This is a genomic window from Cryobacterium sp. TMT2-15-1, from assembly GCF_004402345.1.
GTDB lineage: Bacteria > Actinomycetota > Actinomycetes > Actinomycetales > Microbacteriaceae > Cryobacterium > Cryobacterium sandaracinum.
Window position 1 is genome coordinate 18,451 of sequence record NZ_SOGD01000033.1, and the last position, 26,228, is coordinate 44,678.

The 26,228-nt window shown below is 68.2% G+C and carries 25 protein-coding genes and 1 riboswitch; of the genes, 10 read left to right on the top strand and 15 right to left on the bottom strand.

The features are described 5' to 3' along the window. Window positions 1–81 precede the first annotated feature (81 nt). Both E3O62_RS09035 and E3O62_RS09040 read left to right on the top strand, forming a co-directional pair. On the top strand, window positions 82–873 hold the full coding sequence (locus E3O62_RS09035) for a nuclease-related domain-containing protein (RefSeq protein WP_166786448.1): 792 nt from the start codon (window positions 82–84) through the stop codon (window positions 871–873). Window positions 874–997: 124 nt separating this feature from the next. After that, window positions 998–2,971 (top strand): hypothetical protein, encoded by a 1,974-nt coding sequence (locus E3O62_RS09040; protein WP_134398282.1) that lies wholly within the window; start codon window positions 998–1,000, stop codon window positions 2,969–2,971. A 223-nt stretch (window positions 2,972–3,194) separates the two neighbouring features. Here the strand turns inward: E3O62_RS09040 and E3O62_RS09045 are convergent, their stop codons facing one another. From E3O62_RS09045 to E3O62_RS09055, 3 genes are all read right to left on the bottom strand, one after another. Further along, window positions 3,195–3,632: a phosphohydrolase gene (locus E3O62_RS09045; protein WP_134398283.1), complete on the bottom strand. Its 438-nt coding sequence runs from the start codon at window positions 3,630–3,632 to the stop codon at window positions 3,195–3,197. A 273-nt stretch (window positions 3,633–3,905) separates the two neighbouring features. Further along, window positions 3,906–3,979: riboswitch (cyclic di-GMP riboswitch) on the top strand. Between the two features lie 900 nt (window positions 3,980–4,879). Beyond that, entirely contained in the window at window positions 4,880–5,683 is an 804-nt protein-coding gene (locus E3O62_RS09050) for an ice-binding family protein (RefSeq protein WP_134393732.1), read from the bottom strand. Window positions 5,684–5,979: 296 nt separating this feature from the next. Then, window positions 5,980–6,612 carry a vWA domain-containing protein gene (locus E3O62_RS09055; protein WP_134393733.1) on the bottom strand — a complete coding sequence of 211 codons (633 nt, stop codon included), beginning with the start codon at window positions 6,610–6,612 and terminating at the stop codon, window positions 5,980–5,982. A gap of 478 nt (window positions 6,613–7,090) precedes the next feature. On the opposite strand from E3O62_RS09055, the gene ppsA reads away from it, so the two are divergent. Then, a complete protein-coding gene (ppsA, locus tag E3O62_RS09060; RefSeq protein WP_134393734.1) occupies window positions 7,091–9,481 on the top strand; it encodes a phosphoenolpyruvate synthase in 2,391 nt (796 codons plus the stop codon). A gap of 167 nt (window positions 9,482–9,648) precedes the next feature. On the opposite strand, the gene E3O62_RS09065 is transcribed toward ppsA, so the two are convergent. The 6 genes from E3O62_RS09065 to E3O62_RS09090 all read right to left on the bottom strand — a co-directional run bounded on the left by E3O62_RS09065 (window position 9,649) and on the right by E3O62_RS09090 (window position 14,582). Further along, on the bottom strand, window positions 9,649–10,035 hold the full coding sequence (locus tag E3O62_RS09065; protein ID WP_134393735.1) for a hypothetical protein: 387 nt from the start codon (window positions 10,033–10,035) through the stop codon (window positions 9,649–9,651). A gap of 92 nt (window positions 10,036–10,127) precedes the next feature. Next, window positions 10,128–11,414, bottom strand: a complete 1,287-nt coding sequence (locus tag E3O62_RS09070) for a maleylacetate reductase (protein WP_241973398.1) — start codon at window positions 11,412–11,414, stop codon at window positions 10,128–10,130. A 7-nt stretch (window positions 11,415–11,421) separates the two neighbouring features. Continuing rightward, on the bottom strand, window positions 11,422–12,126 hold the full coding sequence (locus E3O62_RS09075) for an alpha/beta hydrolase (protein ID WP_134393736.1): 705 nt from the start codon (window positions 12,124–12,126) through the stop codon (window positions 11,422–11,424). Continuing rightward, entirely contained in the window at window positions 12,123–13,109 is a 987-nt protein-coding gene (locus E3O62_RS09080) for a ring-cleaving dioxygenase (protein WP_134393737.1), read from the bottom strand. The genes E3O62_RS09075 and E3O62_RS09080 overlap by 4 nt, the downstream gene beginning before the upstream one ends. Window positions 13,110–13,260: 151 nt before the next feature. Next, complete coding sequence (locus E3O62_RS09085; protein ID WP_134398284.1) at window positions 13,261–13,455, bottom strand: hypothetical protein; 195 nt, start codon at window positions 13,453–13,455, stop codon at window positions 13,261–13,263. Between the two features lie 83 nt (window positions 13,456–13,538). Continuing rightward, the gene (locus E3O62_RS09090; protein ID WP_134398285.1) at window positions 13,539–14,582 is read right to left on the bottom strand and encodes an RNA polymerase sigma factor RpoD/SigA; all 1,044 of its coding nucleotides are present in this window, start codon (window positions 14,580–14,582) and stop codon (window positions 13,539–13,541) included. 185 nt (window positions 14,583–14,767) lie between these two features. Here E3O62_RS09090 and E3O62_RS16740 point away from each other — a divergent pair, with 185 nt between their 5' ends. After that, window positions 14,768–15,655 carry a hypothetical protein gene (locus E3O62_RS16740; RefSeq protein WP_174720129.1) on the top strand — a complete coding sequence of 296 codons (888 nt, stop codon included), beginning with the start codon at window positions 14,768–14,770 and terminating at the stop codon, window positions 15,653–15,655. Window positions 15,656–15,717: 62 nt separating this feature from the next. Here the strand turns inward: E3O62_RS16740 and E3O62_RS09100 are convergent, their stop codons facing one another. Next, on the bottom strand, window positions 15,718–16,002 hold the full coding sequence (locus E3O62_RS09100) for a glutaredoxin domain-containing protein (protein WP_134398286.1): 285 nt from the start codon (window positions 16,000–16,002) through the stop codon (window positions 15,718–15,720). A gap of 350 nt (window positions 16,003–16,352) precedes the next feature. On the opposite strand from E3O62_RS09100, the gene E3O62_RS09105 reads away from it, so the two are divergent. Together E3O62_RS09105 and E3O62_RS17120 are read left to right on the top strand one after the other, a co-directional pair. Further along, window positions 16,353–17,885, top strand: coding sequence for a diguanylate cyclase (locus E3O62_RS09105; RefSeq protein WP_166786449.1), 1,533 nt, complete (start codon window positions 16,353–16,355; stop codon window positions 17,883–17,885). 335 nt (window positions 17,886–18,220) lie between these two features. Continuing rightward, complete coding sequence (locus E3O62_RS17120; RefSeq protein WP_241973399.1) at window positions 18,221–19,837, top strand: ADP-ribosylglycohydrolase family protein; 1,617 nt, start codon at window positions 18,221–18,223, stop codon at window positions 19,835–19,837. A gap of 28 nt (window positions 19,838–19,865) precedes the next feature. Here the strand turns inward: E3O62_RS17120 and E3O62_RS16810 are convergent, their stop codons facing one another. Genes E3O62_RS16810 through E3O62_RS16820 form a run of 3 tightly spaced genes read right to left on the bottom strand, consistent with a single transcriptional unit; the run spans window position 19,866 to window position 21,395 of the window. Continuing rightward, on the bottom strand, window positions 19,866–20,447 hold the full coding sequence (locus tag E3O62_RS16810; protein ID WP_241973400.1) for a BCCT family transporter: 582 nt from the start codon (window positions 20,445–20,447) through the stop codon (window positions 19,866–19,868). Window positions 20,448–20,460: 13 nt separating this feature from the next. Then, on the bottom strand, window positions 20,461–20,601 hold the full coding sequence (locus E3O62_RS16815; protein ID WP_198413774.1) for a BCCT family transporter: 141 nt from the start codon (window positions 20,599–20,601) through the stop codon (window positions 20,461–20,463). Further along, window positions 20,598–21,395, bottom strand: coding sequence for a BCCT family transporter (locus E3O62_RS16820; protein ID WP_198413775.1), 798 nt, complete (start codon window positions 21,393–21,395; stop codon window positions 20,598–20,600). The genes E3O62_RS16815 and E3O62_RS16820 overlap by 4 nt, the downstream gene beginning before the upstream one ends. Before the next feature lie 256 nt (window positions 21,396–21,651). Between E3O62_RS16820 and E3O62_RS09120 the strand changes: the two genes are divergently transcribed. Beyond that, window positions 21,652–22,254 (top strand): cob(I)yrinic acid a,c-diamide adenosyltransferase, encoded by a 603-nt coding sequence (locus E3O62_RS09120; RefSeq protein WP_134393743.1) that lies wholly within the window; start codon window positions 21,652–21,654, stop codon window positions 22,252–22,254. Window positions 22,255–22,430: 176 nt separating this feature from the next. On the opposite strand, the gene E3O62_RS09125 is transcribed toward E3O62_RS09120, so the two are convergent. Both E3O62_RS09125 and E3O62_RS09130 read right to left on the bottom strand, forming a co-directional pair. Further along, window positions 22,431–22,889, bottom strand: a complete 459-nt coding sequence (locus E3O62_RS09125) for a PTS glucose transporter subunit IIA (protein WP_134398288.1) — start codon at window positions 22,887–22,889, stop codon at window positions 22,431–22,433. Then, complete coding sequence (locus E3O62_RS09130) at window positions 22,886–23,158, bottom strand: glucose PTS transporter subunit EIIB (RefSeq protein ID WP_255570053.1); 273 nt, start codon at window positions 23,156–23,158, stop codon at window positions 22,886–22,888. Before E3O62_RS09130 ends, E3O62_RS09125 begins: the two co-directional genes overlap by 4 nt. A gap of 171 nt (window positions 23,159–23,329) precedes the next feature. Between E3O62_RS09130 and E3O62_RS17415 the strand changes: the two genes are divergently transcribed. The 3 genes from E3O62_RS17415 to E3O62_RS09145 are packed head-to-tail and all read left to right on the top strand — an operon-like array spanning window position 23,330 to window position 26,198. Continuing rightward, a complete protein-coding gene (locus E3O62_RS17415; protein ID WP_134374105.1) occupies window positions 23,330–24,079 on the top strand; it encodes a GntR family transcriptional regulator in 750 nt (249 codons plus the stop codon). 57 nt (window positions 24,080–24,136) lie between these two features. Beyond that, complete coding sequence (locus tag E3O62_RS09140; protein ID WP_104171484.1) at window positions 24,137–25,381, top strand: PTS transporter subunit EIIC; 1,245 nt, start codon at window positions 24,137–24,139, stop codon at window positions 25,379–25,381. 31 nt (window positions 25,382–25,412) lie between these two features. Next, window positions 25,413–26,198 carry a glucosamine-6-phosphate deaminase gene (locus E3O62_RS09145; RefSeq protein ID WP_134393747.1) on the top strand — a complete coding sequence of 262 codons (786 nt, stop codon included), beginning with the start codon at window positions 25,413–25,415 and terminating at the stop codon, window positions 26,196–26,198. Window positions 26,199–26,228: the final 30 nt, after the last annotated feature.

The window sequence follows — 26,228 nt, forward strand, 5'->3', positions numbered from 1 at the left end:
CAGAGGGAGTGCCACCCGTTGGGGTGAGCCGTTACAATCGACGGTGGGGGACCAGAAAAGATGACGTTGGAAAGTACCAGAATGCGCCAGCGCTTTGCGGCCCAGTTCATGATCGAAAAGCTGCTGCGCGAGCAGAGCGGCACTCCTCCACGAACCCTGTGGGCCCGGTTTCTGGGGCGTTCTCCGCTCGGCGTGAACTGTGAGGGCTGGTACCTGGGCGCCCAGGGCGAGATCGTGGTCGGCGAAAAGTTGGCGACGCTGTCGCCGGAGTGGGCGGTCTTCCACGCGCTGCCGATCGGCGGACACGGCTGGGACATCGACCACGTGCTGGTGGGCCCCGGCGGCGTCATCACCATCAATACCAAACAGCATCGCCGCCAGCGCGTGCTCGTGGAGGAACGCAGCGTTCTGGTGGACAGCCGGCCGGTGCCCTACCTGCGTCACGCGAAATTCGAGGCGGAACGGGTCACGACGCTGCTGGAAGACCGCCGCCCGCTCCCGACCCCCGTGATCCCCCTGGTCGTCCTCGTCGGTGCGCGCAGCATCGACGTGCGGTCATCGCCGAAGCCGGTGACGGTTCTCGATGCCGCCGAGCTCGTTCCGTGGCTGACGTCCCTGCCGATCGTGCTGGGCCCGGCGGACCGCCTGCGCGTCATCGAACTGCTCGACGACCCCGACATGTGGATCGATGTTCCGCTGGGTTCGGGCGAGGGCCTGATCGAAGGCTTCTCTCGGCTCGACTCCGCGGTGCGCGCCGCCGCTCTGCAGCGCACGGTGCTGTTGCCGCTCGAGCTGGCGGTGGCAGCGGTGGCCGCCTTCATCGTGCTGAACTCGGCGACGACGATGGTCGTGGGGATACTCGCGTCCCCGTGAGACCGGGGGACAACAGGTGATATCGGGCTCCCTACACCCTGAACCTTAACGCTCGGGGTCATTCTCACAGGCGACAGGCGTACCCTCGAGGCACAGCCTCTCACGAAGGTTGGAAGGGGAGTCAGTGGTGTATACCCGCGTGCAGTCCAGCGTCGCGGTGCAACAACTCGCCAACGGTCTGCACGATGCGGGCCGTGATCGTCCCTGGGTTGTGGTGTCGTCGCCGTTCGGCACCACCCTGCCCGAAATCGGAATCGACCAACTCGCCGGCCAGATCGGCGACGTCGCGCGCGTCTTCCTGATCGAGACGGGCGAGCTCACCCGCCAGCTCGGCGACCTGCTCCCGGCCCAGTTCCAGGTCTACGGCAGCGCCGGCCGTTCCTACCCCGTCGGCGACGCGTTTGCCGACCTGGCCCGTTCCCGGCTTCGTTTCACGCACGGCGACCCGCAGCACGCCACCGATCAGCTGGTGACGGATGCCCTCGCCCACGCGCATCAGGCCGGCCTCTTCGCGCTCGCCCCGGCATCCGTCATCACCGTGGACGGCACCGTCAAGGGGTTCATGCTGGGCGGTTCTCGGGCACTGATCGAACTCGACGGCGGTGGCATGGCCACCGTCTGGCAGGAGCTGACCTACCCGCCGGTGCCCCTCGACTGGACGTTGCAGACCGGTCAGCGCATCCAGGGCGCGCTCGACGCACCCACCCATCGTCTCAATGTCGAGATCAAGCCGCCCTCCGTGGCCACGATCGCACAGCGCTACCCGCACGGCAGCATCACGCTCGCTCTGGTGCAGAAGGTCAGTGCGCAGCGAGCGGTTCTGGCCCTGCACCCGCACCTGGCGCTCACGATCACCCGGGCCGATATCTCGGCCAACCCGCTCGACAAGGTCGATGCCCTGCTCTCCGAGGGTGACGTCGTCGCGGCCCGGGTCATTCACCTGCCGAGCGGTGCCCTGCACCTGTGCCTGAGCGACGTCGACGACGACGAAACCGTTTTGCCGTCGCTGTGTGCCGTGCGGAACGGACCTCCCTGGCTGCAGGAGAATCGTCCGCTGCTGCCTCAGGTCGAGGAAGACGCCGCCGCCGTGGTCGAACTCGACAGCCAGCCCGCGCTCGTGGGTGCCTCCGCATCGGCCCGCCGCGCCGCGGGGGTCGCCCGTATCGGCATTTCCGGTGGTTCCGGTCTCTCCGCTGGTTCCGGTCTCTCCGGTGCTGCCGGGGTCTTCGATGCTGCCGGCGTCTCCGGGGTCACGGTCCTGATCACGGCAGGCCCGACATCGGACCGCCTTCACCCGCGCCCGTCGCCGGGTCCGGGCCGCGTGCACGCCCTGCGTCCGGCCACGACGGGGGCCATCCCGTTCCGGGTCACGCCCACGCCCGTTCCCGCGCCACACTCCGCGCTGCAATCGACCCAGCTGTCCCTCGCCGAGGCGAAGTCCCGCATCGTGCGGCTCGAGAATCAGCTTTCCGAGGCCGGCGCCACCGATTCCGACCTCGCCAAACTGCGCGAGCAGGCCCGCTCCGCACAGTTGCAATTGCGCGATGCCCTCGTCGAACTCGCCACCCTGCGCCACACGGTCGCGGAACTGCGCGACGACCAGCGGGCCCAACGACGGATGCTGCGCGAATCCCGCCGCACCGTCCCCGCCCACTCCACGGTCAGCGAATACGAGTCGCGGCGAGCCGCCTGGGAGGAACCCTCCGGCTGGGTGCGGCATGAGATCCTCCTCGCCTGGGTCGACCGGGTTCCGGAGTCGGACCGCGAGGAATGGAAGCTGCCGCACAGTTACGTGCTGGGGGAGCGGTTCACCGAATCTCTCGCCGGGCTCGACGACGGCCAGCTGGCCAAGGCGTTCAAAGCATCCGTCGACGTGCTCACCGGCCGGGTGAAGACCCTCAAGGGGCGGCACCTGCACGCGCTGCGCCAGGGCGCAGGGCCGGCCGACCCGCACCTGCTGCGCTGGGACGGCGCCCGCTGCATGCGCGTCTCGATCGAGCAGAACACCCCCGCCGCGCGTCGAATGCACTTCTGGCAGCTCCCGGATGGCGGCATCGAGCTGGGCCGCATCGTCACCCACGACGACATGGAAGCCTAGGCCTCGACCGGGACGGACTGCATCCAGCCCCTCGTCCGGACGGATTCCTACCCGCTGGTGCACGGGGTTCACTGCGTCACCGGCACTCCGCCGACAGTGTTGGATGACGTCATTGAGGCCGACGCGGGTCAACCCGCAGCAGGGGTCAACCCGCGGCGTGAGTCAACCGCAGCGTGAGACAACCGCAGCGCGGTTCGACCGCAGCGGGGAGCCCCGAGCCGGCCTAACCCAGCGCCGCCAGCGCCGACCCGTATTTCGCCGCGAGCCTCTTCTGCGCGCTCGCGTCCAACTGTTCCACCCGCCAGGGCTCCAGGTTGTCGGCGATGTCGGCGCGCTTCACGGCGAGAGCGATCGGGTTTGCGCGAATGCCGGCGTAGTAGTCTGCGTCGCTGACGACATCCGTTCTGGTGAGCACCGTGACGGCCTCGACCACACCACCCGGGATGCCCGCTTTGAGCAGGTCGTGGCGGGTGATGTTCGAGTCTTCGAGCACATCGTGCAGCCAAGCGGTGGCCTGCTCGAGGGGATCGTTGAGGCGCTCGGAAACGCGACGGGGATGGTCGATGTAGGCGGCGCCGAGCTTGTCGACCTGGCCCAGATGTGCGGTTGTGGCGATTGTTTTCGCAGCGGCGACGTAGGCATCGGCTGTGGTGACTGTCATGGAGACCCCCCTCTTGGCATTACGAACAGAGCAGTGTGAGCGGCTCCGCTCACGCCTGCAACGTTAGCCCGGGCCTCCGCCCGGTGCTAGGACTTCGGCGCCGGGAAAGCGCGCCTCGGCATCCGTCACCCCGAGTCTGTGCCGGACGCACCCCTCGATTTGGGGGGCTCTTGAGCGGCGAAAAGTTTAGCCTCGCCGGTTGCGCGCCGAACCTGACTGATAAGTTCTTCTCAGGTGACCGACTGGTCGCTGGAGAGACGGTCACTTTCACGTCAATCGCAAGGGCACACCCGTCGTGAGGCGGGGTCGCAAAGGCACGGAACCCTCGGGTCAGCCGGCCTACCGAATGAAAAGGAACCGCCCCAGATGAACCTCACCTCCCTCGAGGCCGACACCAGATGCGGCCGCTCAGCCGTGTCTCTGTAGTCTCGTGGCGCGGTGGACACACCTCCGTTTTGTCGTCCCCTTGGGTAGGCGCACGACTGAAACGGTGGAAGCCGGGCGAGATTAGGGATCTCGTCCTGATCTGGCAGTGCGATCGGGAATCGATTCGGGTTCGGTTCCCGATCGCATGCTTGTTTCACACCTTGGCACGGCCCGCGCTGAGAAGCCCGGCCCGCCGATCCGAGAACGACCGGCTCACCCGGGAACACCACCCGTGATGACTGCACCGACGCAGGCATTGAACCGCACATCCGCAGAATCAAGGACCGGCAACAGAACCCGCCGCCGAGGACCTCCGTACACGCCGGGCCCCTCCCGGTCAACCGGGCCGCTTCGCCGTTCCGATCGCCGAGGCTGGAAGGTTGTGGCTGCTGCGCCGCCGATCCGGTGGGTCACCGCGCCCAGGCTCGTGCTCGAATTGTTCGACCTGCGCTGCTGCTGCGCGGGTGGTGCGCTGGTGCCGCGCTGGTGCTGCGCGGGTGCTGCGCCGTGCTGCGCGGGTGCTGCGCCGCTGCGCCCGTGGCGCGCCTCCAGCGCAGCGGCGTAAGCCCCGCGCGGGGTTCCGACGCCGCCCGTGAGCCGCCCATCGGCATCCGTCGTGAGCGGAGCCGGTGCGTTCGTGGCCAACTCAGGAGATGCGGGCGGATGCTGCCCGGCAGCCCCGGAAACGCGGCAAAGATTCGGCCGCGTTGGCGGTTTCTCCTGAGTTAGCCACACCCGCACGGGCGGTTGTGGCCTGGTCTCCGAGAACCGGGCGACGACGGATGCCGCCGAACCGGTTCCCGAAGACGGCCGACCGGTGGTTACAGGGCCGGCTTCGTCACAGAGTTGCTCTGCAACGTGACGGCGGTCTGGGCCAGCAACCGGCCGGTGATCGACGCGCCGGTCTTCATCGCGATCATGGTCTTGCTCAGGATCGTGCCCTCGAAGTGCGCGGTGGTGCCGACCGAGACTGCACCGGCGGTCTGCCAGTACACGTTCTTGGCCTGCACTCCGCCGAGCAGGGTCACGTTTTTGGCTGAGGCCTGGTCGATGTTGCCGGCGATCTGGAATACGAAGACGTCGTCCGGGCCGCCGGTGAGGCGCACGTCACTGGAGATGGTCACGTCGGTGTTCCACTTGTAGAGGCCGGGCTTGAGAGTGAGACCGCCGATTTCGCCGGCACCCAGGTCGATGAAGTCGGGGTTCGTGCGCCCAGCCGCGTCGGAATAGGCGATTTCCATGTCACCGACGGATGTGCTCAGGAAGCTCGGGTCCGTCACCGCGCACGGCGGACCGGCGGCGTCGACAGTGAAAATGGTGCCGGTCATGACCTCAGGGCAGGTCAGAAGCACCGCGGCGCCGGTGATCGGGCTGGCCCCGACGTTGCCGTTGACTGCGGACGCGTAGACGTTCGTCACGCCGGTCTTCGACAGGATCGCGAAGGAGTCCGCCGTGCCGAGCTCGACGGGACTTTGGGGGAGTGAGCCGGCGACGGCCGCTCCGCCCAGTCCGGCGCTGCCGACGCCAACCACGGCGACGACGACAAGCAGTGCCAGAACTCGCTTCCGGGCCGTGGATGCGCGGGCTAGGGACGTGCGGACGGATGATTCATGGAAGTGGAACACGGTGGTCCTTCCTTTCGCCAGTCCCGCACGATGCGGGTCTGGGGCAGGGCCACTGTGGGAGTGGTCCCCGACGCTACACGTCGGGTTTCTTCGCGCCGGCAGGGCCTGTCAGGGCCGACTTCACCCCGAATAGAGCCCCCGGTCCCACGGCAAACAGACGTCCTCCACGCACACCATCGCACGCCCCACGGGACCGCTTCCAACGAATCGAATCTGTCTGAACCCCAGATTAGGGGTAGTTTTCACGCCCTCCGCCAAGAGGGGTGTCGGCCCCCCGAATTTCACCCAATCGTTGCCTACACGCCATCACCTCCGGCTTCGGTGCGCTCCTCGAAGGTGAAGCCGCGCTTCTCCTTTTTGCGCACATCCGTCACGTAGCGACCGAGGTTCGCGCTCATCGCGGCGACCTCGCCCGAAGCGGCAGCGAAGGTCATTGAGCTGGCGGCGTCGAAGCCGAGTGCGGCCCCGGTGAGAACGGCGTCCTGGTTGGCGCCGAGGAAGACGAAGTCCCAGCTATACGATTCGGTCTGCCGGTTGATCAGCGCGCGCACGGCATCCGCGGAGTATTCGCTGCTCGAGTTCTCGCCGCCATCGGTCACGACCACGACCTGGACGGTGCCGGGACGCGCGTGCTCGGGCAGCGCCCGCAGCGTCTCGCCGAACTCCGTGACGGCGATGCCGATCGCATCGTGCAGCGCCGTCATGCCGCGCGGGTCGAGTTCGACGGTGATATCGCTTGGGTCGGCGAGGGTGTGGGTGTGCTCGATTTCATCGTCGAAGGTCACGATATCCACGGTGAGCAGGCCCGGCTCGGCGGCCTGTGCGGCGAGCATCGCGGTCAGGCCGCCGACCATGTCGTCACGGATGCCGGACATCGAGCCGCTCCGGTCGATCACGAGAAGCAGAGCGGTGTAGTTGGGATCAGTCATCTGTACCTCCTGGTTGAGGCTCCCTCGTGGGGGAGTACTTCAGAGTCTCAGGAGCCACTGACAGTGCCGGCGGTGGTGCGGCTGTGGTGCGGTGCGGCTGTGGCCATCCGTTGCCGACTTCGACACCTTCGGTCGAGTGCGACAGGTCCGCGGGCCGAACTCGACCGGAACTGTCGTTCTCCGCGAGCCCGCAGGCCTGCGGAGCCTGACAAGCACGGCTGCCCGACGTCGAACCAATTCGACGGAGATGCCGGCGAAAACCGGCTTTCCGGTGTGTGGAGGATGGATTTTGCCAAAATCTCCGTCGAATTCGTTCGGGGCGCGGTTCAACGAGCCGGAGACACTTTCGGGGGGAGTAGGTTGCCACCACGTGGCACAATCCGCGTGGCACAATCCGCGTGACACGCGGACACGCGGACACGCGGCCGTAGGGCCACAGATCACCGGGTCGCAGAACTCACAGAGGGGTGGAAGAACAATGCTCGAGAGCAGTGTGGTGTGGTTCAACGAGATCGGACTGGGTGACATTCCGCAGGTCGGCGGCAAGAACGCGTCGCTGGGCGAAATGGTGCGCGCCCTCAGCGACGATGGCGTGAAGGTGCCCGAGGGGTTCGCGACGACCGCGAACGCCTATCGCGCGTTCATCGCGGCGAACGGGATCGAGCCGGCACTGCGGCGCCAGCTCGACCTGTTCCACGACGGCCGCGCCTCGCTGCGCGTCACGGGCGAGGCCCTGCGCGAGCTGTTCCTGGGGGGTGAGTTTCCCGCGAACATCGCCGACGGCATCCGTGCCTCGTATCGGGAACTGTCGGAGAAGGCTGGGCACCCGAACCTGCCCGTGGCCGTGCGCAGCAGCGCCACCGCCGAAGACCTGCCCGACGCCAGCTTCGCCGGCCAGCAGGAGACGTTCCTCAACGTGACGGGTGAGCGCGATCTGCTCGACGCCTGCCGCCGCTGCTACGCCTCACTCTTCACCGACCGAGCGATCAGTTACCGCGAGGTCAAGAAATTCGACCACCTCGAGGTGGCGCTCTCGATCGGCGTGCAACGGATGATCCGAGCCGACGTCGGCGGCTCCGGGGTGATGTTCTCCATCGACACCGACACCGGTTTCCCGGGCGTGGCCGTGATCAGCGCCGCCTGGGGGCTCGGCGAAACGGTGGTGCAGGGCACGGTCAATCCCGACAAATACCTGGTGTTCAAGGCGCTGCTCGACCAGCCCGGCGCCACGCCCATCATTGAGAAAACTCTCGGCGAGAAGGCCCGCAAGATGGTCTACGCCAAGGGCGGCAGCGCCCGCACCCGCACTATCGACACCCCCGATCGCGAGCGACAGGCGTTCGTGCTGACCGACGCGGAGATCGTGAAGCTGGGCCGATGGGCCGTGATCGTGGAGAACCATTACGGCCGGCCGATGGACATGGAATGGGCCAAAGACGGCCTGACCCGCGAACTGTTCCTGGTGCAGGCGCGCCCGGAGACCGTGCACTCGCAGGCGAGCGGCACCCGGTTCACGGTGAGCACCCGGACCGAGACGGGGCCGCTGCTGGTGACCGGGGTCGCGATCGGCGACAGTATCGCGAGCGGCGTGGCCTGCGTGATCAAGGACCCGGCCGACATCGAGAAGTTCGTCGACGGCGCCATCCTGGTCACCGAGATGACCGATCCGGACTGGGTGCCGATCATGACCCGCGCGGCCGGCATCGTCACCGACCACGGCGGTCCCACCAGCCACGCCGCGATCGTCAGCCGCGAACTGGGCGTGCCGGCCGTCGTTGGCACCGGGATCGCCACCGACACGCTCACGGATGGCCAGATGATCACGATCTCCTGCGCCGAGGGCGACGAGGGCTACGTTTTCGAGGGCAAGCTGGCTTTTGAAACCGAGGAGATCGACCTTGGCACCGTGCCGAAGACCCGCACCAAGGTCATGGTCAATATCGCGAGCCCGGCCGCCGCCTTCGAGTGGTGGCGGTTGCCGGCCGACGGCGTGGGGCTGGCCCGGATGGAATTCATCATCAACAACCTGATCCAGATCCACCCGATGGCGCTCGTGCACCCGGAGCGGGTCACCGACCGGGCCGCCATCCGTCAGATCGAGGAGCTCACCCGGGGATATATGGACCCGAAGGAATACTTCGTGCAGGCGCTCGCGCTCGGTATCGCGAAGCTGACCGCGCCGTATCATCCTGACCCCGTGATCGTGCGGATGAGCGACTTCAAGACCAACGAATATGCGCACCTGATCGGCGGGTCGGTCTTCGAGCACTCGGAGGAGAACCCGATGCTCGGCTTCCGTGGCGCCTCCCGTTACTATGACGAGCGCTACCGGGAGGGCTTCGCCCTCGAGTGCCGGGCGATCAAGCAGGTGCGGGAGAAGATCGGCTTCGACAACGTGATCGTGATGGTACCGTTCTGCCGCACCGTGACCGAGGCGGACCGTGTGCTTGCGGTGATGGCGGAGAACGGGCTGGTGCGCGGCGAGTCCGGGCTACAGATCTACATGATGTGTGAGATTCCGGCCAACGTGATCCTGGCGGAGCGTTTCGCCACCCGGTTCGACGGCTTCTCGATCGGCTCCAACGACCTCACCCAGCTGGTGCTGGGCGTCGACCGCGACGCCGAGGACCTCGCCGCCCTCTTCGACGAACGCGATGACGCCGTGAAGCAGATGATCCGCGAGGCCATACACAAGGCCCACGCCGCCGGGATCAAGATCGGCATTTGCGGGCAGGCGCCGAGTAACTACCCCGACTTCGCGGCCTTTCTGGTGGAGGAGGGCATCGACTCCATCTCGCTCAACCCGGACAGCTTCCTCAAAACGGTGGGCCGAATCGCGCAGGCGGAGCGGGACCACGACACGGCGTAGGAGGGACGCGCTGTACACGAAACACGGCGTCGGAGGGATGCGCCGGACACGGGACACGCCGTCGGAGGGTCGCGGTGGTGGAGGGCGCGTTGTCGCGGGCGAGAGGCGGCAGCAGAAGACGGATGCCGGTGTGCGGCATCCGTCTGCGTGTGACGTGTTCGGTGTGGTTAGCGCTCGGCCTCGTCGAAGTCGTCGAGCACGGCCTGCTCGTATGCGGCCTCGGCGGCTTCCGCCTTCTGACGGGCGTCGGCGACGCGCACGCTGATCTCGTGCTCGGATGTGCGCAGTCGTTCGGCCGCCCGCGGGCTGGCCGTGTCGAGCAGGTCCTCGAGGGTGTCGGGGTCGAGGTGCACGGCAGCCAGCGCGTCGACTTCGGACCGGGCGACGGCGGCCTTGCTCCGCAGGATGCGCAGCCTCGATTCCTGCGCGAACTTCCTCGAGAGGCGGTCGGCGGCCTCCGCGGGGGTCCGTTCGACGGGAACCATGCTCTGCTCGGACCCGTTCTGGTTGGTGTTGTACCGCTCGGCACCGTCGCCGCTTTCCGTGTTGCTCATCGTGTCTCCCTTTTCCCGCTGGCAGCCTAGCGCGGCAGGTGTCTGCGGCAAATGGGAGCGTCGGCGGGGCCCGCGCCGCCCGCGCCCAGCGGCTAGCGCCCGCCCGGGGCGGCGCCGGACCAGGCATTCCGCAGCAGCAGAGTCAGGTCGTCGGGGGTGACCGCGCGCGGGTTCGACGCGGGGACGGCCGGCAGGATCAGTGCCACGGCCCGGGCGATGTCCGACTCCTGAAACCCGAAGTCCCGCAGCGCAGTCGGTGCGTGCAGGCTGTCCCGCAGGGCGAGTAACCCTTCGACGGCGGTGCAGGAGCCCAGGGCGGCGGCTATCTGCGCCTCGGCCTCGGTGGCGGCGGGCGCGTTGAGGGCGACCACATGCGGCAGCACGATCGCGTGCGTCTGCGCGTGCGGCAGCCCGAAGGTCCCGCCCAGTACGTGACAGATCGTGTGATGCAGACCCGAACCGGCGCTGGAGAACGCGCTCGCCGACAGGTACGCGCCATAGAGGGCATCCTTCCGGCCGGCCAGAGCTCCGTGGATGCCGCCGCCCCCCAGAACCGGATCGCTCCCCGATGTGTCCGATCCGGCCGCTTCCGCGGCGCGCGGGCCGGCCCCGGGAGCCACGGCGATTCGCGGCAGTGCGTGGGCCAGCATCCGGATTCCCTCAGCGGCGAGCAGCGCGCTGACCGGGTTCGCGCCCGGGGCCCAGAGGGCGTCGACGCCGTGGGCAAGGGCGTTCAGCGCGCTGGACACGCTCAGCTCGCGGGGGAGGGACAGCGTGAGGTCGGCGTCGTAGATCACGGTGCCGGGCAGGACCCTCAGATCGAACCCGGTGGTCTTCACCCCGTTTTCGACCAGCCCCCAGACCGCCGTGGCCTCCGAACCGGAATAGGTGGTGGGCACCGCCACGATCGGCAGTCCGCCGGTCCGCTCGCTGCGCAACGCGAGAATCTTGGCCAACCCGATCGCCGACCCGCCGCCGAGGGCAACGACCACGTCGATGCGAGCCGCCTGGGCCGCCCGATGGGCGCGCTCGGCCGACTCCGCCGGAACGTGCTGCACGATCTCATCGAACACCAGCACCGAACGGATACCGGCGAGCACCGCCGCGGACCGCTCCAGTTCCCGCCGGGTCGCGATCACCATCACGCGCGGGGCGCCGGGGGTGCCGCTGGCACCCGCGATGCCCGCCGGAGCGATCACGCTCCCCGTGCTGGTGCCGGTGCCGGTGCCGCCGGCCTGCACCGTGGCCGGCTGCTCGCCGAGCACCTTGCCGAGCACCTCGGCGAGCAGTTCGCCGGCCCGCCCGGTGCCGAAGAGCACGCGCTGTCGCTGCGTTCGATACTCGAAATCGAGTCCCGGCCCGACGGGCTGCTCCCTCACGGCACGCCTACGCGCGGGTCTGCAGGGGGCGGGCCAGCCAGGCTCGGGCGGCGGCGACATCCGTGGCGGCGATGCCGTGACCGCCGTCGCGCAGCTCGCGGTCGACCTGGGCGCCGCGCCCGATGAGGGTGGCGGCGGCCCGGTCGGCGCTCGCGAGCGGGGCCATCAAGTCGGAGCGTCCGTTGAGCATCAGCACCGTCGTGTCGACGAGGTCCGTGGCGAGCGGGCGATCGTCGAGCGGGAACATGCCGGAGAACGCGACGACCCGGTCGAGAACGTCGGGGTGCAGCAGGGCCGTGGCCAGGGCGATGTTGGCCCCGTTGGAGAAGCCCACGGCGATAATGCGGCGCCCGCCGAGGTCGTAGTGCTGCCGGGCCCGGGCAATGAAACCGGCCAGTTCTCCGGCCCGCAGCACCACGTCCTCGACATCGAACACGCCCTCGGAGAGGCGGCGGAACCAGCGCAGCATGCCGCCCTCGGTGACGCGCCCGCGCGGGGCGAGGACGGTCGCGCCGGGATCGAGCGTGTCGGCAAGGGCGAGGATCTCCTGCTCATCGCCGCCGGTGCCGTGCAACATCAACAGCACGGGGGCGGAGACATCCGTCGGGTCTGAGCCGGGCGGGCCCGAGTCGCCGGATGCCGTCGACGAACCCGCCCGGAAAACGTGCACCCAGTCGAGATCGGTCTGTGGGGAGTCGCGTTGCTCGGTCATCGAGGGTCCTGCTTCCCCGCGACGAGGGCCGGGTTGTTCTCGCTCGGCAGGGTGATCGGAACGACGGCGCGCTCGATCTGGTCCCGGCTGGGCTCGAGCCACGGTGGCAGCTTGAGCGAGCGGCCCAGTTCCAGCAGTGGCTCGTCGATGTCGAAGCCGGGGGTGTCCGTCGCGATCTCGAACAAGACGCCGCCGGGCTCGCGGAAATAGATCGACGTGAAGTACTGCCGGTCGAGGATCGCCGTCACGCCGTAGCCGCGCGCGACGAGTTCCTGGCGCCACTGCTCCTGCGTGGTCTTGTCCGGCACCCGGAACGCGATGTGGTGCACGCTGCCGCCGGCAGTCAGGCCGACCTGTCCGTTCGGGTCGGCGAGGATGTCCACGATGTTGCCGGGGGCTCCGTCGCCGGCACCCACCCGGATGCGGTCGGTTGTCTCCTCGATCACGTGCATGCCGAGGTCGCGGGTGAGCACCTCGACGGTGCCGGTCGGGTCGGCGACGGTGAGCACCGAGGAATGCTGGCCGCGCACCGCGTACTCGGCGGGCACGGATGCCGAGTCCCAGGGATTGCGCGGATCAATCGTCGACGAGGCCACGAGATCCAGCTGCAGGCCGTCGGGGTCACGCAGGGAGAGGCGTTCCTCGTCGGCGGAGCGGCGCACGAATTCGGATTCGACGCCGAGTTGCGTGAAGTGGCCGGCCCACCAGCCGAGGCTGCCGGCCGGCACCGAGAACGCGGTGGACGTGGACTGGCCCGAGCCGGGGCGCCCGCTGGAAATGCCCGTCCAGGGGAAGAAGGTGAGCAGCGAACCCGGGCGGCCCGCGTCATCCCCGTAATAGAGGTGGTAGGTGCCGGGGTCGTCGAAGTTGACCGTTTTCTTCACAAGCCGCAGGCCGAGGCCGGTCACGTAGAAGTCGATGTTGCGCTGCGGTGCACCGGCAATCGCGGTGACGTGGTGCAGTCCGGAGGTGTGCGGAGTCACGGGGTCCCTTTCTGGCGGGAAGCTGGTCGGTGTGCTGTTGGCGTCGGGTCTGGCATGCGCGTTCTGACCTGCGCAGTCCGGCGTGACGCCGACTTCTATGCAAACACATGTTTCTGTGGATTCATTCCCAGCCTCGGGCGGGCCTACGGGACTACTCTCCCGGGCCGACATCCCAGGAACGCTCCGGCAGGTCCTCGAGCCAGTTCCCGACCGAATTGTCGTTCACTAGGGAGATGCTGCTCTCTGCGGGACGCGCCAGCCCCGGCGGCACCGAGGACGACGCCTCGGAGCTCGAATCCCGGCCGTTGGCATCCGTCGGCGGTTGTGCCCCCGCGTTCCCAAACATCGAACCCCCTCAGTCGGCTTTTCCAGTGCGGTTGCCGGGGTCCGGGGCAACAGTTCGACGGTACGCTCGCGGAGGATTCGCCGTCAAGCACTTCGAGAAACGGATGCTGCCGCGAACCTGCCGACGCCCCGTTCCGTCGTCTCCGCGCGGGCACTGACCCGCGCGGGAACCCGCCCGGAGGCCAACGGAGGCCGCAGCCGGGCCAGGGCTTGAAGCTCGATCTGCCGCACCCGGTCGTAGGACACACCGAGCTGCGCTCCGATCTCCCGCCGGGGCCTCGCGATGTCGCTGCCGAGGCCGTACCGCATGCTCAGGACGCTGGCTTCGCGGTCGGGCAGGAGGGCGAGGTGGCAGGCGAGGCGCTCCAGCAGCAGGGTGCGGCCGGCGGCGTCGCACGGGTCGAGCGCCGTGGCATCCGAAATGGTGTCGCCGAAGGGCACGTTCTCGAGGCCGCTGCCGAGGTCGGCCCAGACTGGGGCGTCGATCGACCGCGGCTGGCCGGTGCGGTTCCGCAGCGTCAGGATCTGTTGCGTGGTGAGCCCGCTGGCCTGGCCGAGTTCCGCGATGGTGCCGTCGCGGCCGAACCGCTGCCGCAGCCGGTGCTGCACCTGGTTGAGGGCGGTGAGCGCCTCGACCTGGTAGGCCGGGAGACGGATGGTTCGGGCCTGGTCGGCCAGCGCGCGTTGAATGCTCTGGCGGATCCACCAGGTGGCATAGGTCGAGAACTTGAAACCGCGGGTGTGGTCGAAACGCGGGGCCGCCCGGATCAGGCCGAGATTGCCTTCCTGGATCAGGTCGAGGAGGTCGAGCCCGCGGCCGGTGAAGTGCCGGGCCACGGACACCACCAGCCGGAGATTCGCGCAGATCAGGTGCTTCATGGCCCGCCCGCCGTCGGCCGCGAGCCAGCGGAGCTCGTCCCCGAGGTCGGCGGCCCCCTCGTCGGAAGCACCCGGTCGCAGCCGTGAGAGTCTCTCCGCTGCGAGCAGCCCGACCTCGACGCGCTGGGCGAGCTCGATCTCATCCGTCTGGGTCAGGAGCGGCACACGGCCGATCTCGTGCAGGTAGGCGCCCACGGAATCGGCGGAGAAGCGGTGACGGGAACGGGAACGGCTCTCGGCGGTGGTCATGCCGGTACCGTAGGAGCGGGCCGGGGTCGGGACCTCGGGGCCGACGCAGCGTGTGCAGAATCACCGCACGGGTCCGGCTGTGCAGGAACCCCGTGCGCCGACCGACCTCGAACGGGGAGTTTCGCTCGGGGCCCGGATCGACGATGATGAGCGGGCAGAGCCGCATCGAGTGGAGGGACGCGACTATGAGTGATGCAGAGTCAAACGATTCCGGCGAGAACTTTCTGCCCGGCCGCGACGGCGACAGTGGCGGCGACAGCGGTGATAGCGGCGGTAATAGCGGAGGCGACAGCGGCGGCGTCAGCGGCGGCGACAGCGGTGACGGCGGCGGCGTCAGCGAGAGCGAGGTCGACGGCTACGAGGTCTACAACCCGCCGGCGGATCGCTTCCTCACCGCCCAGATGTGGTGGATCGCGAGCGAACTGGTGCGGCGGCATCCGCATCTCCGCATCTCCGGGGTGGAGGTCGACGAGGCCGACCGCCTCCTGATCGTGCATGACGAGCAGGACGGCATGAGCGTGCAGTGGGACCTCGAGGGCGGCTGCAAATTCTTGGTCAACGGGGTGGTGCAGAAAATCAGCTGGATCCAGATGCTGGCCGCGCTCAACCCGCACACGATCGTCAAGCGTATCGAGGTGGCGACCGGACTCGGCATCCCGAAGACCACACCGGCCACGTCCGCCCGGGCGCTGACCTACCGGGTGATCGCCAGCGCGCTGGCCACCGCGACCAACGACCGGTACGAGTGGTACGCGGTTCCGGCACCCATGTTGCACGACGAAGATCCGGAAAACCCCGGATGCGAGTTCTTCCGCGACTTCCCCTCCACCGTTCGGGCGCGGGCCGAGTATGTCGCGATGACCCTCGATGAGTTCGAGGCGGGCGGTCGCAGCGTGTACTTCTTCCAGCCGTTCTGGGCGCTGCTGCGCGACCTCGAGCCGATCGCGATCTTCGACTCTGCCGGGGTGGTGCACACGACCTCGGGCGCGACGGCACTGATGCCCCTGTATGAGCGGCTCGACCGCAGGCTCGCGCTCGTGACCGCGCGCGTGCTCGCCGACTACTTCCTCTGAACCGGGCGCAGGCACTCGGGCAGGCGAGCCGGCCCCCGCTGCGGAGAGGGCAAGCGAGCCGGTTAGCGGATGCTGCCGAGCTGGGTCAACTTCGCGTGCAGAGTCGAATCGCTGGGCTCCACCACGTGGGTGCCGTCCGGGAACAGGATCACCGGGATCTGGGTGCGGCCGCTGATCGCGTGGGCACGTTCGGCGCCGTCCCCCACGAGCAGGAGGTCGACGTAGTCGTAGTCGGCGTTCAGCGTATCGAGCAGTTTCTTCGAGCGGCGGCAATCGCCGCACCACTCCGCCCCGAACATGGTCAGGCGCTGGGAGTCGGAAGCAGGGGGAGTGGCTAGATCGGTCATGAACTCATCCTAGGTCGGCACCCTGAGTGCCCCGCGGGGCGGCGTGCGTGCGCCTCGTTTTGGGGCAGAGGGCCATCGTCGATGCCCTCGAGAACCGGTTTTTTGAGGCAGGCCGACTGCTAGGTTCAGTCTGAGCACGAACAGTTGGGGGACTGAACATGCATTCAGACCAGGACGCCGCACACGACTTAGGGGGACAACCGGCCATCGACCTGCCACGACCAGCAGCGCCTCACGCAGAACCAGCGCCAGAACCAGCGCCAGAATCCTCGATCGACGACCTCCTCGCCGACTGCGAGCGATCGAGCGCGAGTGGGAGACATCTCGACGGTGTCGGGCAGGCCGAGGCGGTGCTGGCCCGGGCCGGCGCGACGCTGCTGCAGCAGGCGCAGGCCCGTGAACTGCTGGCGCTGCATCGGCTGCGACTGGGCGACTATGAGGCATCCGTTCAGCAGGGATTGTTGGCGCTGGAGTTCCTGGACGGCGCCGGCGATCTGCTGCGGCAGTCCAAGGTGCACTGCACTCTGGTGCTGGCCTACAGCGACACGGGGCTCTACGAACCGGCGCTGCGCCACGTGCTCGCGGCAGTGGAGACGGCCCGCGGCAGTGGCAGCGCCCTGGCCGAATTCTGGGCGCTCAGCCGTTCGTCGATGGTGCACGAGGGCATGGGCGAGTCCGAACGGGCGCTCGAACTGGGGCGGCAGGCGCTGGGCCTGGCGCGCACGATCGACGACCCCGAGGCGCGGTTCGTGGGTCTCAACAACCTCGGTGACACCTGCCTGATCCAGGCTCAGAGGCAGAGCGCACAGGGCATGAACGTGGAGATGGGCCTGAAGCAGGCCCTCCTGCTCGTGCGGGAGGCCGTGGCCGTGGCCCACGCCCAACGGCACAACTTCTACGAGAGCATCGCCCGCACCAACCTGGTCAGCATCCTGATCGAACTCGGCGAGCACGAAGAGGCCCGCGAGCAGGCCGGCCGGGCCCGCCGCCTGTCGAAGGCGCACGGGTTCCGCAGTCTCGAGGAGAACAACGACGCGCAGCTGGCCGAGGTGGCCAGGGCCGAGGGTGACCTCGATGGGGCCACCGCGATGATGAACGCCCAGCTGCTGGTCGCCGCCCTCGACGACGATCCGGCTCTGCACATCAAGCTGCAGCAGGCCTTGTTCGAGATGCACAAGGAGTCCGGCCGGTTCGAGCAGGCGCTCGGGCACTTCGAGAAGCTGCACGCCCTGATCCTGAAACGCACGACCGAGACGGCCGGCATCCAGTCCCAGATGCTGATCAACACCCTGGGGATCGAGCAGGCCCGCCACGAGGCGGAGCGGTCGCAGCTCGATGCGGCGCGGCTGCGCATCCGTGCCGACGATCTGGACCACCAGGCGAACACCGACCCGCTGACCCGACTGCCCAATCGCCGGGCGCTCGACCGCCAGCTGCCGCCCCTGATGGGCCGCTCCCGTGACACCCGGCAACCGATCTGCGTGGCCATGATCGACATGGATCACTTCAAGCGGGTCAACGACGAGCACGGGCACGCCACCGGCGACCAGGTGCTGAACGCCATGGCCACCCTGTTGCGCGCCGTCACCCGGGACAGTGATCTGGCCGTGCGCGTGGGCGGCGAGGAGTTCTTGCTCGTTTTCGCGGACACCACCCTGGACCGTGCCGAGCAGGCGTGCGAGCGCCTGCTGGCCTCCGTTCGCGGCTACCACTGGGGTGCCCTGGCGCCCGATCTGGCCTGCACCGCGAGCGTCGGCCTGGCCGAACTCTCCCCGGGCGAGACCGTGGCGGACTGGCTCGCGCGCGCCGACGCGGCCCTCTACCAGGCCAAGGATTCCGGCCGGGACCAGATAATTATCGCCGTGGTGCTGTCGGCGGCGTAGAACCCGAGGAGCCCCCATCCGGAGTCCCGTGCCCGGCCTTGAACCAATTCGACGGAGATTTTGCCGAAAAGGGTCGGTTTGAGGCCGAAAACAGGGTTTATGGGCAAAATCTCCGTCGAATTCGTTAGGGGCGGAGGTGCTGCAGGGCCGCGGGCGGGGAAACGAACGACCCCCGATTCACGGCCGGCACTGACCCTCGAATGCGGCGGCGACGGATGCGGCGTTTCGCCCGTAGGCTCGACGCGGGGGTTTGTGCCTTGGGGGGTCCGGAAAACGGGCCTGCCGGAGCCCGACTTCATTGGCTGCACGATCGCACGATTGCACGGGGGAAACGCTTGAAACTGACGTCCGCACAACTGGACCGCGCCGCCGGCGTTCTGCTGGGCATGGCCTGTGGCGACGCCCTCGGCGCCGGCTACGAGTTCGGCCCGCCGCTCGCGAGCGACGCCGTGGTCACGATGAGGGGCGGCGGCGGGTTCGACTGGGCTCCCGGAGAGTGGACCGATGACACCTCCATGGCCGTGCCGATCGTCAACGCGATCGCGGCCGGTCAGGACCTCCGCGACGAGGCCGTGCTCGACGAGATCGTGGCTGCCTGGGTCGAGTGGGCCCGCACGGCACCGGACGTGGGCAACCAGCTGCGCGCGGTGCTCTCCCGAACCGAGCCCACGGCATCCGCGGTGCGCGCCGTTGCCCGCGCCCATCACGACCGGCACGGCCGCAGCGGCGGCAACGGTTCGCTCATGCGCACGGCGCCCGTGGCGCTCGCCTACCTCGACGACCCGGTGGCGCTCGCCGGCGTTGCCCGCACGATCAGCACGCTCACCCATTATGAAACGGATGCCGGCGACGCCTGCGTGCTCTGGTGCCTGGCCATTCGGCACGCGGTGCTCGAGGGCACCCTCGACGTTCGGGTGGGCCTCGACGCCCTGCCCGCCGACCGCCGCGCGCTCTGGGAGGCCCGTCTCGTCGTGGCCGAGGCCGGCGTTCCCTCCGACTTCGGCCGGAACGGCTGGGTCGTGGAGGCGCTGCAGGCGGCCTGGTCGGCGATCATTCAGCCGCGGAGCGCGCCGGGTGGCGCTTCCGGCGCGGGAACCGTCTCCGCCACCCCCGCCGGGCACCTGCAGGACGCCCTCGAGATCGCCGTGCGTGGCGGCCGCGACACCGACACGGTCGCCGCGATTGCGGGTGGGCTGCTCGGGGCGCGCTATGGCGCATCCGCGGTGCCGGCCGCCTGGCGCCGCATCGTGCACGGCTGGCCGGGCGGATTGCGCGCCGACGAACTGGTGCGCCGCGGTGTGCTGGCCGCCCGCTCGAACGGTGGGCGATCCCGGTGGTCGAGCGTGTCGGGGTCCCCGGTGCTGGCCGAGCGCCGCGACCGGGCCGGCACCGACCGGAACGAGCCTGGTGCAGCCAAGCCCCGCGACGTGGCCGTACTCGACCGTCGGTCCCGCAAGGACCGTGCCGCCACCACCTGGCCTACCGCCGATCACCTGCCGTACTCCACCTCCGGCGACATTTCCACCTTGGTACGGCACCCGCACGACGACGGCGTCTGGCTCGGTGCGATCGGTATCCTGGGTGACCTGCCGGTGGAAATCGACGCCGTCGTGTCGCTCTGCCGGGTCGGCCGCACACAGGTTCCCGGCCGCATCCGCGCTGAGAACAAGGTCGCGGTCTGGCTGATCGACGAGCCCGCGGAGAAGGCCAACCCCAACCTCGACTTCGTGCTCACGGACACCGTCGATGTCATCGCGGCCCTGCGCGCCGAGGGACGCACCGTGCTCGTGCACTGCGTGCAAGCGGTCAGTCGCACGCCCGCGGTTGGTGCGCTCTACGCTGCGAGACACCGCGGGATCCCGATCGAGCAGGCGCTGCGCGAGGTGACGGATGTCCTGCCGCACGCGCATCCGAACACCGCGTTCCTGCAGGCGCTCACGTCTCTGGCGTAAGCGATCGGCCTGCAATAACAGGCCGGTCTCAGGGGCGATGGCCACCCGGGTCGAGGGGTGACGCGGCATCCGGTTGCACGCCCAGGTCGATGCTCTCCGCGGTCGCATTCGTGAACGGGACCGCGCCGAGCGCCTCCGAGGAGGTGCGCACGGGCCCGACGGTGCGCTGGCGCAACGGGTCACGACGCAGATCCACATAGAGCGACACGCACAGCCCGATGATGATCAGAACGAACGGGGTCGCCGCCAGGATGGTGAACGTCTGCAGGGCACCCAGCCCGCCCACGAACAGCAGAACCGCAGCGACGGCGCCGGTGAGGATCGCCCAGAAGATCACCAGCGGCTTCCAGGGCTCCTTACGACCGCGACTCGACAGCGTCCCGAGCACGAGAGCGCCCGCATCCTCCCCGCTGACGAAGAACACGGCTGTGAGCACCAACACTACGAGAGGCGAGCCGATGAAGAACGGATATTGCTGCAACGCCGCGAAGAAGCCGGCCGCCGCACTGCCGGTGCCGGCGATGTCGACACCGTTCAGCTGCAGGTGCAGCTCCGTGCCGCCGAAGACGACGAACCACAGGATGCTGACCCCCGTCGGCACCAGAAGCACGCCGAGAATGAACTCACGTATGGTGCGGCCGCGGGAGATCCGGGCGATGAAGGTGCCTACGAACGGGGGTCCAGGAGATCCACCACGCCCAGTAGAAGATCGTCCAGCTCGCCAACCAGTCGTCGCCGCCGAACACCGCCGAGTGGAAGCTCATCGGTACGAGATCGGTACGAGATCGGTCAGATAGGCGCCGATCGACGACGGCAACAGGTTCAGGATGAAGACGGTCGGGCCGACCACAAAGACGAACACGACCAGGAGGGCCGACAGCACCATGTTGGTGTTACTCAGCCACTTGATGCCTTTCGCCACCCCGCTCGCCGCGGAGAACACGACCCCCACGGTCAGCACGCAGATAATGATGATCGGCACGACCGTTCCGGGATCCTCCTCGAATTGGCCGGAACCAAGCAGTGAGACACCGGCCGCGATCTTCAGTGCGCCCAGCCCGAGCGATGTCGCCGAATCGAACTGGGTGCAGATGATCGCCAGGATGTCGATCGGCTTGCCCCAGCCCTTGCCCTCGATCCGTTCCTTGCCGAACAGGGCCTGGAACGGAGCGCTCATCAGGTTGCCGCGGCCCATCCGGTAGGTGGAGTAGGCCAAGGCCAAGCCGACCACCGAATAGACCGCCCACGGATGCAGACCCCAGTGGAAGCAGGTGTACGCCATGGCCGCGTTGGCAGCCTCCGGGCTGTTCGCCGGCGCGTCGACGAACGGTGGCGGCGTCGCCAGGTGGATGACCGGCTCGTACACGCCGAAGAACATCAGACCGATCCCCATGCCTGCACTGAACATCATCGACACCCAGGAGACTGTCGAGAACTCGGTGCTCTGCCCCTCTCGGGAGAGCGGAATGCTGCCGTACCTCCCGAAGGCCAGCACCAACGATGCCGAAACGGTGCCCACGGTCTCGGTGAACAGCACCCCGACCAGACAGATCGCCACGACGATGCCGGCGGAAACGCCGAAACCGTTTTGTCGATGGTGGCCAGGCCCTCTCGGTGCGGTTCACTGACCGCGTCCCCGAGCTCCGACTCGATACCATCTGCTGAATCCTTGGACATATCGCTCCTCGGTGATCGAACACCCGTCGATCGGACAGTTCCCGTCACGTCACTGTCGCCGAAGGTGCGAGCAGAAAACTGCTTGCGGCTCGCCTAAACGCGACGCGGATGGCGCGGCGATTACTATCGTGGCCGCTATGGCTGACCTCGGAGAATTCGAACCGGCCCAACCGGCCCAACCGGCCCTCTACACCGGCAAGGGCGATTCCGGCCGCACCACCTCCGGCCGGCACGGCGACGTGGCCAAGACCGACGTGCGTGTCGCCGCCTACGAAGCCTGCGACGAGGCCAACGCGGCCGTCAGCTTGGCCATGGCTGCCGGTGGCCTGCCCATCGAGGTGACCAGTACGCTCGCCAGCGTGCAGAACGACCTGTTCGATTTGGTGGCCGACCTGTCCGTGCCCCTCGACGACCCTGAGCCGGCACCGGCACGCATCCGCGAGTCGCACCGTGTCCGGCTCGAGCGTGCCGTCGATCACTTTGCGCAGCAGGCCGCCGACCTGAGCGGCTTCGTACTCCCCGGCGGGACGGTCGCAGCCGCACTGCTCTACCAGGCGCGTGGCGTCGTGCGCCGTGCCGAGCGAGCGGTGTGGGTTGCCATCGACCTGCACCCGACCTCCGTGGACCCGCTCACCGCTCGGTACCTGAACCGGCTGTCGTCCCTGATGTTCGTGCTGGCCCGGGGAGCCAACGCCGAGCACGGCGACGACCGTCCGGAAACGGGCGCCGGCGGCGCCTGACGGTGCTGCTCGCCGAGATCGGCGACGCGGCCGCGCACGTAACCTCCGACCGGACCGCAGGCGAGCCGCGGGCGGCAGCACGATGAGCACGAGTACCAGTACCAGCACCAGCACCAGCGCCAGCGCCATGAATCCCCCGGCGGATGCGTCGACGGTCGACGGTCAGCGGTGGACGGTCAGCGGGTGACCGTCAGGAAGACGTCGCCCGACTCGAGCTGGGCGCCGGCCGTGACGGCATCCGCCAGCGTGATGTTCTCCGCCTTCTGTTCGAGGATGATCACCGGCACGATCGGGTTGCGCCCGGTGGCCTCGATCGCCGACACGTCCCAGGTGACGATGATGTCGCCGGCAGAGACGTGGTCGCCCTGTTGTGCGAGCAGGGTGAAGCCCTCGCCGTGCAGTTCGACGGTGTCGATACCCAAATGCACAAGCACACCCAGACCGTCGGGGGAGACGATCACGTAGGCGTGCGGGAACACCTTGAGCAGGGTGCCGCTGATCGGGGCGATGGCGTCGACCACGCCGCGCGGCGGGTCGATCGCGGCGCCCGGGCCCACGATGGCCTGGGCGAAGGTGGGGTCGGGTACCTCGGCGAGCGGCACGGCGCGGCCGGGCACGGGGGAGAGAACGATCACAGCAGGTCCTCGATGTCCTCGGCCAGGTTGTCGGCCTCGGGGCCCACGACGACCTGCACAATGGTGCCGGAACGGAAGACACCGTGCGCTCCGGCGGCCTTGAGCGCCGCCTCGTTCACGACCGCGGGGTCGGTCACCTCGGTGCGCAGGCGAGTGATGCACGCCTCGATTTCGACGATGTTGGTTTTTCCGCCGAGGGCGGCCAGGATCTGCGCGGCTTTGCTAGTCATCTTCTGTTCCTTCTGTGGTGGGCACTGCGACGGGCTCATCGACTGCGATTCGATCGAAGGCTCGGGCCGCACTCGGTGTTGACAAGTGGGGTGCCCTGCCTTCATGATCTAACTATTGGATCGTACCAGTACGGACCACTCAGTGGAAGTGGTACTACACCACTCGGGCTCGACGCCGACCGAACCGATCAACAAGTGAAAGGCAACGCCATGAGCCAGACTCAGGAGGAGAGCTCAATGCTCGCAGCCGGGCCGGTGTCCAAGCAAACGCAACTGCGCTCGATCCTGCAGGATCTGGTCGAGGAGACCCTGGCTCCACACGCCGCGATTCCGCCCGAGCGCAAGCTGATGGCGAAATACGGCGTCAGCCGGTCGACCGTGCGGGAGGCCATCCGTCAGCTGGTCGAGGAGGGTCTGCTCTACCGCATCCAGGGCAAGGGCACCTTCGTGGCGGGCGAGCGCGTGCAGAGCGATCTGCACCTGGCCTCCTTCACCGAGGACATGCGCCGCCGCGGTCTTGTTCCGGCAACACTCCTGCTGGCCACCGCGCTGATCGAGGCACCGCTCGATGTGCGGGCGGCACTCGGCCTCGGCGCGGGCGCCCGGGTGCAGGTCGTCGAACGGCTCCGGCTGGCCGGCGGCACCCCGATGGCCCTCGAACGCGGCTACTATCCGGCGGAGCTGCTGCCGAATCTTGGCGAGCAAGACCTCACCCGCTCCCTGTACGCGACGTTCGCGACCGAATACGGCCTGCGCATCGACAACGCCGAGCAGGCGGTCTGGGCGGATGCTGCCGGTCCCCAACTCGCGGAGACGCTGGGCGTCACCGCGGGGGCGCCGCTCATCGTCTTCCGGCGCACCTCGTCGGCGGGGTCAGCCGCCATCGAGTACGTCACGTCCTGGTACCGCGGTGATCGCTACCAGATTCACATGACCCTGAATCTCCGGCACCAGCTCTGATCTCCGGCCCGGCATGAGACCGGGCCCCACACACCACACCCATCACAGGAGGAATTCATGTCCAGCATCACCGAAGACGCCGGGACGCGACGAAAAATACCGGGCCTCGGCCAGGCTCAGCGAGTCGGCCGCAGCCTTATGTTGCCCATCGCGGCGTTGCCTGCCGCCGGGCTGCTTCTCCGCATCGGTCAGCCTGACCTGCTCGGCGCCATTCCCGGCTTCGAAACGGGCGGAGCCGTCATCGCCTCGGCGGGCGGGGCGCTGTTCGGTGCCCTCCCGTTGCTCTTCGCGGTCGGCGTCGCGATCGGCTTCGCGAAGAAGTCCGACGGCTCGACCGCCCTCGCGGCCGTGGTCGGCTATCTCGTCTTCTCCAAGGTCGGTGAGGCGATGTCGCCTCTCGTACTGGGGCTGCCGGCCAAGGGTGACCCCCAGGTTCTCGTCGATTACAGCGTGCTCGGCGGCATCCTGATGGGTATCGTATCTGCGGTGCTCTGGCAGAAATATCACCGCATCTCCTTGCCCAGCTATCTCGCCTTCTTCGGTGGCCGACGCTTCGTCCCGATCATCACCGCCGTGGTGGCGCTCGCACTCGGCGTTCTCCTCAGCTTCGTCTACCCGGCCTTCGCCGGCGGATTGACGGCCTTCGGCGATGTCGTCACCTCCAACGACATCTGGGGCGGCTTCCTGTACGGCACCACCAACCGGTTGCTCATCCCCGTGGGGCTGCACCACATTCTCAATTCCGTGGTGTGGTTTGTGATCGGCGACTACAACGGCGCCAGCGGCGACATCGCGCGGTTCTTCGCCGGCGACCCCACCGCCGGAACCTTCATGACCGGGTTCTTCCCGATCATGATGTTCGCCCTGCCCGCCGGAGCCCTCGCCATCTGGCATGAGGCGAAGCCGTCCCAGAAGAAGATCGTCGGCGGCATCATGCTCTCCGGTGCCCTCACCGCCATGCTCACCGGCGTCACCGAGCCCCTCGAGTTCTCGTTCATGTTCGTGGCGTTCCCCCTCTTCGTCATCCACGCGTTCCTCACCGGGACGTCGATGGCTCTGGTGAACGCACTGGGCATTCGCGACGGTTTCAGCTTCAGCGCGGGTCTGTTCGATTACGTGCTCAACTTCGGCCTCGCCGAGAAACCGCTCCTGCTCATCCCGATCGGGCTGGCGTATGGCGCGATCTACTACTTCCTGTTCCGCTTCGTGATCCGCAAGTGGAATCTGAAGACCCCCGGCCGCGGCGACGACGAGGTGCCCGACGCCAGTGCGCCGGACTCCGCCTCCTCGACGTCGGTCTAGTCCACACAATCCAGAATCTGGAGCACGAATAATGGCTGAAGTAGTTTTTGTTGACAGTGAGGCCGCGGCGGGAACGCTCGCGGCGGCATCCATTCGCGCACTCATCACCCGGAAGCCCGACGCGGTGCTGGGTCTGGCCACCGGCTCGACCCCGCTCTCGGTCTATGCGGCGCTCGCCGCGTCGCTGGCGGAGAACCCGATGGACGTCTCTCGGGTGCGCGGCTTCGCACTGGACGAGTACGTCGGCTTGCCGGCCGACCACCCGGAAAGCTACCGCTCCGTGATCACCCGCGACGCCGTCGTGCCGATCGGTCTCACCCCCGGGAACATCCAGGTGCCGAACGGCGACCTGGCCACAATTGAGACCGCGGGCGTCGACTACGAGGCAGCCATTCGCGCCGCCGGCGGCATCGACGTGCAGATTCTCGGCATCGGCCGTACCGGGCACGTCGGGTTCAACGAGCCGGGGTCGTCGTTCGCGTCGATCACGCGCATCAAGACCCTCGCCGAGAAGACCCGCGTCGACAACGCGCGGTTCTTCGCATCCCCCGACGACGTGCCGATCCACTGCATGACGCAGGGTCTGGGCACCATTCTGCGGGCCCGGCACCTCATTCTGCTGGCCTTCGGCGAGGAGAAAGCGGATGCCATCGCCGCCGCCGTCGAGGGACCGATCACGTCGAGCAAGCCGGGATCCGTCATCCAGCTGCACCCGCATGTGACGGTCATCGTCGACGAGGCCGCCGCCTCCCGGCTCGAGAACCTCGCCTACTACAAGTACGCCTGGGCCAACAAGCACGCCTGGCAGGGGATCTGACGCGCCGCGATTCCTGACGCGTTTCCTCAC

Bases quoted from the DNA above. Each gene is read 5' to 3' on its own strand.
- E3O62_RS09035 (WP_166786448.1), top strand. From the start codon at position 82: ATGCGCCAGCGCTTTGCGGCCCAGTTCATGATCGAAAAGCTGCTGCGC.
- E3O62_RS09045 (WP_134398283.1), bottom strand. From the start codon at position 3,632: ATGACAGTCACCACAGCCGATGCCTACGTCGCCGCTGCGAAAACAATC.
- E3O62_RS09055 (WP_134393733.1), bottom strand. From the start codon at position 6,612: ATGACTGATCCCAACTACACCGCTCTGCTTCTCGTGATCGACCGGAGC.
- ppsA (WP_134393734.1), top strand. From the start codon at position 7,091: ATGCTCGAGAGCAGTGTGGTGTGGTTCAACGAGATCGGACTGGGTGAC.
- E3O62_RS09065 (WP_134393735.1), bottom strand. From the start codon at position 10,035: ATGAGCAACACGGAAAGCGGCGACGGTGCCGAGCGGTACAACACCAAC.
- E3O62_RS09075 (WP_134393736.1), bottom strand. From the start codon at position 12,126: ATGACCGAGCAACGCGACTCCCCACAGACCGATCTCGACTGGGTGCAC.
- E3O62_RS09085 (WP_134398284.1), bottom strand. From the start codon at position 13,455: ATGTTTGGGAACGCGGGGGCACAACCGCCGACGGATGCCAACGGCCGG.
- E3O62_RS09090 (WP_134398285.1), bottom strand. From the start codon at position 14,582: ATGACCACCGCCGAGAGCCGTTCCCGTTCCCGTCACCGCTTCTCCGCC.
- E3O62_RS16740 (WP_174720129.1), top strand. From the start codon at position 14,768: ATGAGTGATGCAGAGTCAAACGATTCCGGCGAGAACTTTCTGCCCGGC.
- E3O62_RS09100 (WP_134398286.1), bottom strand. From the start codon at position 16,002: ATGACCGATCTAGCCACTCCCCCTGCTTCCGACTCCCAGCGCCTGACC.
- E3O62_RS16815 (WP_198413774.1), bottom strand. From the start codon at position 20,601: ATGAGCTTCCACTCGGCGGTGTTCGGCGGCGACGACTGGTTGGCGAGC.
- E3O62_RS09120 (WP_134393743.1), top strand. From the start codon at position 21,652: ATGGCTGACCTCGGAGAATTCGAACCGGCCCAACCGGCCCAACCGGCC.
- E3O62_RS09130 (WP_255570053.1), bottom strand. From the start codon at position 23,158: ATGAGCCCGTCGCAGTGCCCACCACAGAAGGAACAGAAGATGACTAGC.
- E3O62_RS17415 (WP_134374105.1), top strand. From the start codon at position 23,330: ATGAGCCAGACTCAGGAGGAGAGCTCAATGCTCGCAGCCGGGCCGGTG.
- E3O62_RS09140 (WP_104171484.1), top strand. From the start codon at position 24,137: ATGTCCAGCATCACCGAAGACGCCGGGACGCGACGAAAAATACCGGGC.
- E3O62_RS09145 (WP_134393747.1), top strand. From the start codon at position 25,413: ATGGCTGAAGTAGTTTTTGTTGACAGTGAGGCCGCGGCGGGAACGCTC.